This window comes from Gemmata sp., from assembly GCF_051859125.1.
GTDB lineage: Bacteria > Planctomycetota > Planctomycetia > Gemmatales > Gemmataceae > Gemmata.
Genome location: NZ_JBHYGG010000122.1, coordinates 1 through 9,104 on the forward strand (window position 1 = coordinate 1; position 9,104 = coordinate 9,104).

The 9,104-nt window shown below is 71.3% G+C and carries 8 protein-coding genes; 5 read left to right on the plus strand and 3 right to left on the minus strand.

What is annotated here, in order from left to right; all coding sequences use genetic code 11:
• Window positions 1–131 precede the first annotated feature (131 nt).
• Window positions 132–1,550 carry a trypsin-like peptidase domain-containing protein gene (locus ACTIGN_RS13060; RefSeq protein ID WP_439624460.1) on the plus strand — a complete coding sequence of 473 codons (1,419 nt, stop codon included), beginning with the start codon at window positions 132–134 and terminating at the stop codon, window positions 1,548–1,550.
• Between the two features lie 231 nt (window positions 1,551–1,781).
• On the opposite strand, the gene ACTIGN_RS13065 is transcribed toward ACTIGN_RS13060, so the two are convergent.
• Complete coding sequence (locus ACTIGN_RS13065; protein WP_439624462.1) at window positions 1,782–2,741, minus strand: hypothetical protein; 960 nt, start codon at window positions 2,739–2,741, stop codon at window positions 1,782–1,784.
• Window positions 2,742–2,957: 216 nt separating this feature from the next.
• Here ACTIGN_RS13065 and ACTIGN_RS13070 point away from each other — a divergent pair, with 216 nt between their 5' ends.
• Window positions 2,958–3,320: an STAS domain-containing protein gene (locus ACTIGN_RS13070; protein ID WP_439624463.1), complete on the plus strand. Its 363-nt coding sequence runs from the start codon at window positions 2,958–2,960 to the stop codon at window positions 3,318–3,320.
• 231 nt (window positions 3,321–3,551) lie between these two features.
• Here the strand turns inward: ACTIGN_RS13070 and tkt are convergent, their stop codons facing one another.
• Window positions 3,552–5,600 (minus strand): transketolase, encoded by a 2,049-nt coding sequence (gene tkt, locus ACTIGN_RS13075; protein WP_439624465.1) that lies wholly within the window; start codon window positions 5,598–5,600, stop codon window positions 3,552–3,554.
• 192 nt (window positions 5,601–5,792) lie between these two features.
• Between tkt and ACTIGN_RS13080 the strand changes: the two genes are divergently transcribed.
• Together ACTIGN_RS13080 and ACTIGN_RS13085 are read left to right on the plus strand one after the other, a co-directional pair.
• Window positions 5,793–6,797 (plus strand): DUF1559 domain-containing protein, encoded by a 1,005-nt coding sequence (locus tag ACTIGN_RS13080; protein WP_439624467.1) that lies wholly within the window; start codon window positions 5,793–5,795, stop codon window positions 6,795–6,797.
• Window positions 6,798–6,808: 11 nt separating this feature from the next.
• Window positions 6,809–7,228: a hypothetical protein gene (locus ACTIGN_RS13085; RefSeq protein ID WP_439624469.1), complete on the plus strand. Its 420-nt coding sequence runs from the start codon at window positions 6,809–6,811 to the stop codon at window positions 7,226–7,228.
• Between the two features lie 26 nt (window positions 7,229–7,254).
• Here ACTIGN_RS13085 and ACTIGN_RS13090 read toward each other — a convergent pair whose 3' ends face one another.
• Window positions 7,255–8,406: a WD40 repeat domain-containing protein gene (locus tag ACTIGN_RS13090; protein ID WP_439624471.1), complete on the minus strand. Its 1,152-nt coding sequence runs from the start codon at window positions 8,404–8,406 to the stop codon at window positions 7,255–7,257.
• 273 nt (window positions 8,407–8,679) lie between these two features.
• Between ACTIGN_RS13090 and ACTIGN_RS13095 the strand changes: the two genes are divergently transcribed.
• Window positions 8,680–9,021 carry an HU family DNA-binding protein gene (locus ACTIGN_RS13095; RefSeq protein WP_439624472.1) on the plus strand — a complete coding sequence of 114 codons (342 nt, stop codon included), beginning with the start codon at window positions 8,680–8,682 and terminating at the stop codon, window positions 9,019–9,021.
• Window positions 9,022–9,104 lie beyond the last annotated feature (83 nt).

Below are 9,104 nucleotides of genomic sequence, written 5' to 3' on the forward strand. Positions count from 1 at the left end.
AGCGCGAGCGAGGGGGTAGCGCTACCCCCTCGCTCGCGCTCGGGGTTCGCCCAACTCCCCTCTCCCGCGCCCCCACCTCGCCCGTGCGGTAGAATGCGTCGTCACCCGGCGCACACCTCGGAGTCGGCACCATGTCACTTTCCGCCCCCTCACGGCGAACGGCCGCGTGCCTCGCGCTCGGCCTGTTCGGCGGCCTCGCGTTCGGCCCGCGGCTCGTCGGCCAGCCCCCGGCCCCCGCCCCGGTCCCGGTGCCCGAGCCCCTCGGCGGCCCGGCCCTGCCCCGCGACTGGAACTCGTACGCACCGGTCGTGAAGCGGGTCGCCCCGGCGGTCGTCGTCATCGAGGGGAAGGCCAAGGCCCGCCCGAAGCTCGACGACCCGGACCCGGGGTTCGGCTCCGGCGTCCTCATCCACCCGGCCGGGATCGTCCTCACCTGCAACCACCTCGTCGCCGACACCGCCACCGTCGAGGTCACCCTGGCCGACGGCCGGAAGTTCCCGTCGAAGGAGATCCGCCGCGACCCGAAGACCGACCTCGCGATCGTCCGCATCGAGGACAAGGCCCCGTTCCCGTTCGTCGAATTCGGCGACAGCGTCGCGATGGAACCGGGCGACCGCGTGCTGGCGTTCGGCGCGCCGTTCGGGCTCACCGGGTCGGTCACGCAGGGGATCGTCAGCGCCACCCGCCGGCAGAACCTGAACGTGAACGTCGTCGAGGACTTCATCCAGTTCGACGCGGCGGTGAACCCCGGCAACAGCGGCGGCCCGCTCGTGAGCACCGAGGGCAAGTTGATCGGCCTGTCGTCCGCGATCAAGACCCGCAGCGGCGGGTTCCAGGGGGTCGGGCTCGCGGTGTCGGGCAAGCTGGCCGACGCCGTCGCCGCCGACCTGATCCGCAACGGGGCCGTGAAGCGCCCGTCGATCGGGGTGCAGGTCCGCGAGATGGACGACGACGCGGCCGCGCGGAACAAGCTCAAGCCCGGCGGCGGCGTGGTGATCACGGAGATCGTTGCGAAGTCGCCCGGCGAGGCGGCCAACCTCGGCGTCGGCGACGTGGTGACCGCGTTCAACGGGCAGGTCGTGACCACCCCGCGGGAGATGCTCAAGGCGGTCGTTGCCGCGCCGGCCGGGCAGCCCGCGGCCGTCGTCGTGGTCCGCAACGGGCAGGCGTTCCAGACCCGCGTGACGCCCGTCGAGCAACTCGACGTCGCGCCCGCCGCCGGCGCGGCCCCGGGGCCGCCGCTCCAGGCCGCGATGAGCCTCGACGCGCTCGGGCTGACGGTGGCCGAGGTCACCGCGGACGCGGCCGCGAAGCTCGGGCTGCCGAAGGGGGCGAGGGCGGTTCAGGTGGCGACCGTGACGCCCAACGGCCTCGCGGCGCAGTCGGGCGTGGGCCGCGGGATGCTCGTGATCCAGGTGGACCGGTTCCCGGTCGCGACGCCCGACGACTTCCGAACGGCGGTGGAACGCGCGAGCCGCGAGAAGGGGGCCGTGCTGCACGTCCTGCGGCCCAGCGGCGGGGTCGACTTCGTCGTGCTGCGGGGGCAGTGACCCCGGTTCGAGTTCAAAGTTTGAAGCCTCATCCCGGATCACGTGGATCAGTTGCCCTTGGTGGGGCAGGCATTCGTGCCTGCCTCGTGAGGCGACTGGAGGCAGACAAGAATGTCTGCCCCACCAGAACCAAGCAGATCCGGGAGAAGAAGCGGTGGCGGAACGGGTCGGGCGTTGGGCGGGGTACCGTGGCTCCGCCCGACACCCGCGCGCTCTCCCGCGAGCTTCCAGTCACTTCGCCGCCAACGCCGCGGCCGCCCAGCCGGTCGCGGCGATCGAGATGAACTGGTCCTTCTCGTACGGGAACCCGCTCTCGTAGTACGGCTGGAACGGCTTGCTCCGGGTCTTCACACGCCACGTCCCGTCCGCCTGCTGCGTCTTCAGGAGGAACGCTGCCCCCTCACGGTACGCCGGCGCGCCGGACCTCATCCCGCCGGCGTGGTGCAGTGCGAAGAGCGCCTCGCCGGTCGCGTAGGCGTCGGGTTCGCCGCCGTCGAGTTGCGCCCACCCGCCGCTCGGGTGCTGCGCCTTGACCAGATCGAACGCGGCCGCGGCGACCTCCTTCTCGGGCGCGCCGGCCTCCTTCAGCCCGAGCAGCCGGAACACGCGGTCCTCGGTGTCCCTCGCGGGGGTCTTCACGAGCCACTCGCGGGCCGCGTCGCGCCGCCGGGTGACGAGGTCGCGGTCGGCGGCCGCACCGTACCGCCGCAGCGCCCGCATCGACGCGTAGGTGATCGTGAAGTCGCTCGCCTCGGTCGGCGGCCGGTTCGACGTGGTCCGCCAGTGGTCGCGGTCGCCGGGGAACTTCGCGAGGTACTCGGCGGCCGCGGCGGTGGCGTCGTCGGGCTCGTACCCGGCGAGGTCCAGCGCGAGCAGCGCGAACGACGCGGTCGCGGCCGCGCCGCCGGTCCCGCGGCCGTCGCGGAACCGGTCCTTGTTCGCCGCGAGGAACCCGGCGATGTGCTCGCCCTGCGCCTTCAGGAACTCCCGCGGCACCTCGTGCCCGGCGGCCCGCGCCGCCGAGAGCGCCAGCAGCGGGTACGCTTGGTTGTGGCACGCGAAGCACGTCTTCTGCTCGGCGTGGCCCCGCATCCCGGCGACGAGCTTCGGCAGCGCCGCCGCGACCGCGGCCTGGGACGGCGACGGCGGGACCGGGATCGCGAACCCGAGGACGACGAGTGCGGGGAACATGGCGGGCTCCGCGGGAGAGAGGGTGCTTCAGTTATACCCTCCGTGTCTGGGTGGCACAGGCCTCTGGCCTGTGAAAGCGAACACAGGCCAGAGGCCTGTGCCACCGGTCGGAAACTCACGGCCCCCGGTCGCGCGGCCGGCACGTTTGCGATACCATGACGGCAGAGCGATCACACACACCGACCGCCACCCCGAGACCGAGCGAGGGCACCGAAAGTGAGCACGACCAAGTTCAGTTCGCAGTTCGAGGCCGACCCGACGGGCCGCGTGTGCGTCGCGGCGCTGACGGGGACGCTCGACCCGCTGGCGACGGAGGAACTCGGGCCGCAACTGCACGCGCAGCACGCCGCGGGGTTCCGCAAGTTCGTCTTCGACCTGCAGGGGCTCGTCTACATCGGGAGCCTGGGCATCCGGCTGCTGGTGGGGCTGTCGAACCAGGTGAAGTCCGAGGGCGGCGGGGTGGCGCTGTGCAACCTGACGTCGGGCGTGAAGGTGATCGTGGAGTTGACGAAGCTCGACCGCGTCCTGCGGATCTTCCCGAACCGGGCCGACGCGATAGGCGCGGTGCGCGACGCGTAGCGGCCAGTTTCGAGTTCAAAGGTCAAAACCTGGAGCCGCGGCACGAGCAGCGGGTTTGGGCGAACCCTGAGCGCCAGCGAGGGGGTGGGCCGCGCCGGGGGGGGGGGTTTGCGCCACCCGGGGCGGCGGGGGGGGGGGGGCGCCCCCCCCCCCGGGGGGGCCCGGCGGCCCCCCCCGACGGTGGCCCGTTGCACGGGCACCGTCGGACTTTGAACCCGACGAACTTTGAACTTACTTCCCGACCTGCTTCTTCGCAGCGGCGACGACGGCGGCGGTGGTGAACCCGAAGTGCGGGAGCAGGTCCTTGAGCGGGGCCGACGCGCCGAACGACCGCATGCCGATGATCGCGCCGGTCAGGCCCGCGAACCGCTCCCACCCGAACGCGCCGCCCATCTCGACGCACACGCGGGCGGTGACCGACGGCGGCAGCACCGAGTCGCGGTACTCCTGCGACTGCTTGTCGAACAGCTCCCAGCTCGGCAGGCTCACCACCCGGGCCTTGATCCCCTCGGCCGCGAGCTTCTCGCCCGCGTCCAGGGCCAGCGCCACCTCGCTGCCGGTGGCGATCAGGAGCACGTCGGGCTTCGGCACGTCGTTGAGCGCGTACCCGCCCTTCGCGAGCCCCGAGGCCGGGGCGTACTTGGTGCGGTCCAGCGTCGGGAGCGCCTGCCGGGTCATCGCCAGCACCACCGGGGCGTGCTTCGACTGCACCGCGACCTTGTACGCCTCGGCCACCTCGTTCGCGTCGCCCGGGCGGAGCACGATCAGCCCCGGGATGGCCCGGAGCGACATGATCTGCTCGATCGGCTGGTGCGTCGGCCCGTCCTCGCCGACGCCGATGCTGTCGTGCGTGAACACGTAGAAGACCGGCAGGTTCATGATGGCCGCGAGGCGGATCGGCGGGCGGCCGTAGTCGGAGAAGATCATGAACCCGGAGCCGTAGCTCCGCAGCCCCGCAAGCGCCATGCCGTTCATGATCGAGCCCATGCCGTGCTCGCGGACGCCGAAGTGGATGTTCCGGCCGGCCGGCGTGGTCGCGGTGAACGTCCCCTCGCCCTTCATGAACGTCTTCGTGGACGGGTTCAGGTCGGCCGACCCGCCGACGATCCACGGGATGGTCTTCGCCAGCGCGTTGATGACCGTGCCCGAGCTCTCGCGGGTCGCGAGCCCCTTCGCGTCGGCCGGGAACACCGGGACGCCCTTGTCCCACCCCGGGGGCAGCTCGCGCCGCTCGATCGCCTCGAGCTGCGCGGCCTGCTCCGGGAACTTCGCCTTGTACTCGGCGAACTGCTTGGTCCACGCCGCGAAGGCGTCGCCGCCCCGCTTGCCGATCCCGGCCTTGAAGTGGTCGTACACGCCGTCGGGCACGAGGAAGCTCGAGTCCTCGGGCCACCCGTAGGCCTTCTTCGCGAGCTTGATCTCGTCCGGCCCGAGCGGCTCGCCGTGGGCCCCGTGGGTGTTCTGCTTGTTCGGCGCGCCGTACCCGATGAGGGTCTTCTGGACGATCAGGGTCGGCCTGTCGGTGCTCTTCTTCGCCCCGTCGAGCGCCTTCTGCATGCCGTCGAGGTCGTTGCCGTCGTTGACCCGGAGGACGTTCCACCCGTAGGCCTCGAACCGGGCCGCGACGTTCTCGCTGAACGCCAGGTCGGTGTGCCCGTCGATGGTGATGGTGTTGTCGTCGTAGATTAGCGTGAGGTTGTTGAGCTTGAGGTGCCCGGCGAGCGACGCGGCCTCGGACGCGACCCCCTCCATCATGCACCCGTCGCCGCAGATCGCGTACACGCGGTGGTCGAACAGCCCCTCGAACCCGGGCCGGCCGTAGTACCCGGCGATCCACTTCTGGGCGATGGCCATGCCGACAGCGTTGCCGACGCCCTGGCCGAGCGGGCCGGTCGTGGTCTCGACGCCGGCGGTGTACTCGTGCTCGGGGTGGCCCGGGGTCTTGCTGTTGAGCTGGCGGAAGTGCTTGAGCTGCTCGAGCGGCAGCGACGGCTCGTCGAGCGTCTTGCCGTGCTCGTCGACGTTCTTGATGCCGGCGAGGTGGATGAGCGAGTACAGGAGCATCGAGGCGTGGCCGTTCGAGAGCACGAACCGGTCGCGGTTCGGCCACAGCGGGTGGGCCGGGTCGTAGGTGAGGAACCGGTTCCACACGGTGTACGCGACCGGGGCGAGGCCCATCGGCGCGCCCGGGTGCCCGGAGTTGGCCTTCTGGACCGCGTCCATGGCCAGCGTGCGGATCGTGTTGACGCACGTGACGTCAAGCGGGGTGAACTCGGCCATAGGTGCCTCGCCGTGTGAGTGGGTACTGTCAGGGAGATGATATGGACCCGGCGACGATGGGGAGACGGGCCGATCGCACGTTCCGCCGGGGTTTCGAAGAACCGCCCGCGGGGCCTTGGCACGCCCGCGGGCCTCGGGTATGCTCATGCCCCCCCCGCCCCCGCCGGCCCCAATCCCCTCACGGGTCCCGCCATGTGCCCCCGCCGCGCCAGACCACGCCACGGCTTCACGCTCATCGAGCTGTTGGTCGTCATCGCGATCATCGCGATCCTGATCGGCCTGTTGCTGCCGGCCGTGCAGAAGGTGCGCGAGGCCGCGGCCCGCCTGAAGTGCGGGAACAACCTCAAGCAGATCGGCCTCGCGATGCACTCGTACCACTCCGCGGTCGGCACGTTCCCGCCCGGGGTGAAGTCGAAGGTCCGGTTCTCCTACGCCGACGACGCGGCCACCGGCGGGTACGAGTGGCCGTACCTGCTCCACTACCTGCTCCCGTTCCTGGAGCTGAACAACTACCACGACGCGGTCCGCGGCGGGAGGTACGACCTGGGCAACCCGTGGAGCTCGCCCGGGGACTGGACCGCCAACCCGGTCCTCGAGAAGCCGGTGCCGGTGTTCCTGTGCCCCAGCGACGGGGTCGGGAGCCCGCTCAAGACGTTCGGCTCCTTCGGCAGCGGCGCGCCGAAGATGACCGCGAGCAACTACCTGGGCGTCTTCTCGGGGTTCAACGACGGCGACGGGCTGGCCGTGCCCAACCCGGCGCAGGCCGCGGTGTTCCGGTACAACGTCAGCGTCCCGATCGCGGCCGTGACCGACGGCACCAGTAACACCATGGCCGTCGCCGAGTACCTGAAGGGGCTCGACGAGGCCGACTGCCGCGGCATGATGTACACGAACCGGGCCGGCGCGAAGTTCCTGTACGTGACCCTCTCGCCGAACTCCCCGAGCCCGGACAACTTCATCGGCTGGAACGCCTCGTTCTGCCCCGGCGACAACAGCCGGAACAAGCCCGGCATGAACCTCCCGTGCACGGCCGGGAGCGACGACGCCAACTTCGCCAGCCCTCGGAGCCGGCACGCCGGCGGGGTCAACGTGGTGCTGTGCGACGGCAGCGTCCGGTTCGTCCCCAACGGGATCGACGCGAACACGTGGCAGCGGCTCGGGTGGATCGCCGACGGCAGCCCCGTCGGCGACTTTTGAGGGGGGCCGCCGTGAACCCGCGAATCGCACTGTCCCTGCTCCTGGTCGCGCCCCTCGCGGGGTGCGGCGAGCCGGCCGGCGACCACAACCCGATCACCGGCGAGGTCCGGCTGGACGGCGAACCGCTCCACGCCGGCACCGTCATGTTCCGCCCCGCCGACGGGGTGAAGGGGCAGGCCGTGTTCGCCGCCGTCGCGAACGGGCGGTACACGGTCCCGGCCGCGGCCGGCCCTGCGGTCGGCCCGCACCGCGTCGAGGTCCGGGGCCTCAAGCGGTCGGGCAAGGCGGTCCAGAAGCCGCTCGCCCCGAAGGGCGACACGGCCGAGGAGATGGTCGAGGCCGTCGCCGCGAAGTTCAACACCAGGTCCGAGCTGACCGTGGAGGTGAAGCCGGGCGAGAACGTCGCCGACTTCGAGGTGACGTCAAAGTAGCGGCGCGTCGGGCCGCGCCGCCCCGGTCACACGAACCACGTCCGCTCGGACCCGTCCTCGCCGGTCGCGGTTAGCGCCCGCCCGGTCGGGCCGAACACCAGCACCGCCGGCACCGTGCGGGCGAGTGCGACCGTCCGCACCAACCGGCCGGTCGCCAGTTCCCACAGCTTCACGGCCCCGTCGCGGCCGCCGGACGCGATGCGCTTGCTATCGGGAGAAAACGCCACGCACGTCACCCAAGAAGCGTGCCCCGCGAGCCGCCGCAGTTCCTTCCCGGTCGCGGCGTCGATCACCCGCACCTTGCCGTCGTACGGCGACCCGCACGCGGCGACCGCGCCGTCCGGCGACACCGCGACGACGCCGTTCGACTGCCCCTCGGGAACGACCGGCCGGGCCATCTCGCGCGGGTGAACGACCGGCTCGGGCGGCTTCGGGGCGAGCGTCGAGTGCAACTCTCCGAGCCGGCCCTCGATGCGGGCGAGTTGCTCGGCGAGCTTCGCGGCCCCCTGCTCCTGCGAGCGGCCGATGCGCTCCAACTGCGCGAACGCGAGCCCTTGGAACAGCTTTTGGTCGTTCTCGATCACACGCTGAAAGTGGTGCCGCACGGTGGCGGCGAGCAGCGGCACGGCGGCGGGATCACCCGGCGGCCGCAGCGCCACGAGCACCGCGAGCGTCGGGAACCCGCCGGCCCCCAACTCGCCCGCGAGGTCGTCGGCCACCTTCCACTCGGCGGCGAGCAGCCCGGCCGGGTCGGCGAACCGGGTGAGGTCGCCGAACGAGTCCGGGTCCACGCCGCCCGTCGTCGCTCCGCGGTCCCGGGCCACGCGGAGTTCGGCGAGGCACCGCGGGGCGAAGTCCGGGTCCGGGTCGGCGCGGCCGTCGAGCTGGGCCTTCAGCACGAACAGGCGAACCTGCTCGCGGAGCGCCCGGTCCTCGGCGCGGTCGAGGGCGGTTGCGAGCGACTCGCCCGCGAGAGCGACTTCGAGCGACCGCCACGCCCGCTCCGACGCGGCCGCGAGCGCCTCGACCACCCGTAGGCTCTGGTCGCTCACGCGGTCGGCGACGAACCGCGAGACGGCGAGCGCCCCGTCGCCGACGGCCGCGACCCCGACCGCCCGGCAGGCGTGCGACACCAGCGGCCCGAGGGCGAACAGCGACGCACGCGAGAGCAGGTTCACGGGGTTCCCTCCGGGGCGGGCCGCTGGAAGGGACGGTCGCAGCGGTCGGGCGGTTCGCGAACGGCCCCGCGGGGCGCGCACCGTGCCGGACGTGCGGGGTGTGACGGCGAAAAGCCCTCGAAATCCCGAGAGAAATCGGTTGACGGCGGGGCGCGGGCGGGAAAAAGCTGGATATTTCAAGGGAAATCGCGTTGTCTTGTTGACGACCCCTGCGAAACACCTTAGTTTTCAGGCAGTTTCACCGACCACTCACACACTTTCGGAGATCACGTCATGGCGAAGGCTCCCGCGAAGAAGGCCGCACCCAAGAAGGCGATGACCAAGTCGCAGTTCGTCGCCCGCCTGGCCGAGAAGGCGGAGATCACCAAGAAGCAGGTCGACGCGGTGCTCGACGAGATCATCGAGGTCATCAAGGGCGAGGTCGCGACGAAGGGGCCGGGCAAGTTCGTGTTCCCGAACCTGTGCCGCGTCACCGTCACCCGCAAGGACGCCGTCAAGGGCGGCGAGAAGAAGATCAACCGGCTCACCGGGGCCGAGTACGTCACCAAGCCGAAGCCGGCCTACAACCAGGTCAAGCTCCGCCCGGTCAAGGCCCTGAAGGACGCGCTCAAGTAACCCTCAAGTAGGCACGAAATTCGAAGCGCGAAATCCGAAAGGAAGAAGATCGCCCGGTGGGATTCTTCTTCCTTTCGGATTTC

Excerpts from the sequence above, each read along its gene's own strand:
- ACTIGN_RS13060 (WP_439624460.1), top strand. The coding sequence starts at position 132 with ATGTCACTTTCCGCCCCCTCACGGCGAACGGCCGCGTGCCTCGCGCTC.
- ACTIGN_RS13065 (WP_439624462.1), bottom strand. The coding sequence starts at position 2,741 with ATGTTCCCCGCACTCGTCGTCCTCGGGTTCGCGATCCCGGTCCCGCCG.
- tkt (WP_439624465.1), bottom strand. The coding sequence starts at position 5,600 with ATGGCCGAGTTCACCCCGCTTGACGTCACGTGCGTCAACACGATCCGC.
- ACTIGN_RS13080 (WP_439624467.1), top strand. The coding sequence starts at position 5,793 with ATGTGCCCCCGCCGCGCCAGACCACGCCACGGCTTCACGCTCATCGAG.
- ACTIGN_RS13095 (WP_439624472.1), top strand. The coding sequence starts at position 8,680 with ATGGCGAAGGCTCCCGCGAAGAAGGCCGCACCCAAGAAGGCGATGACC.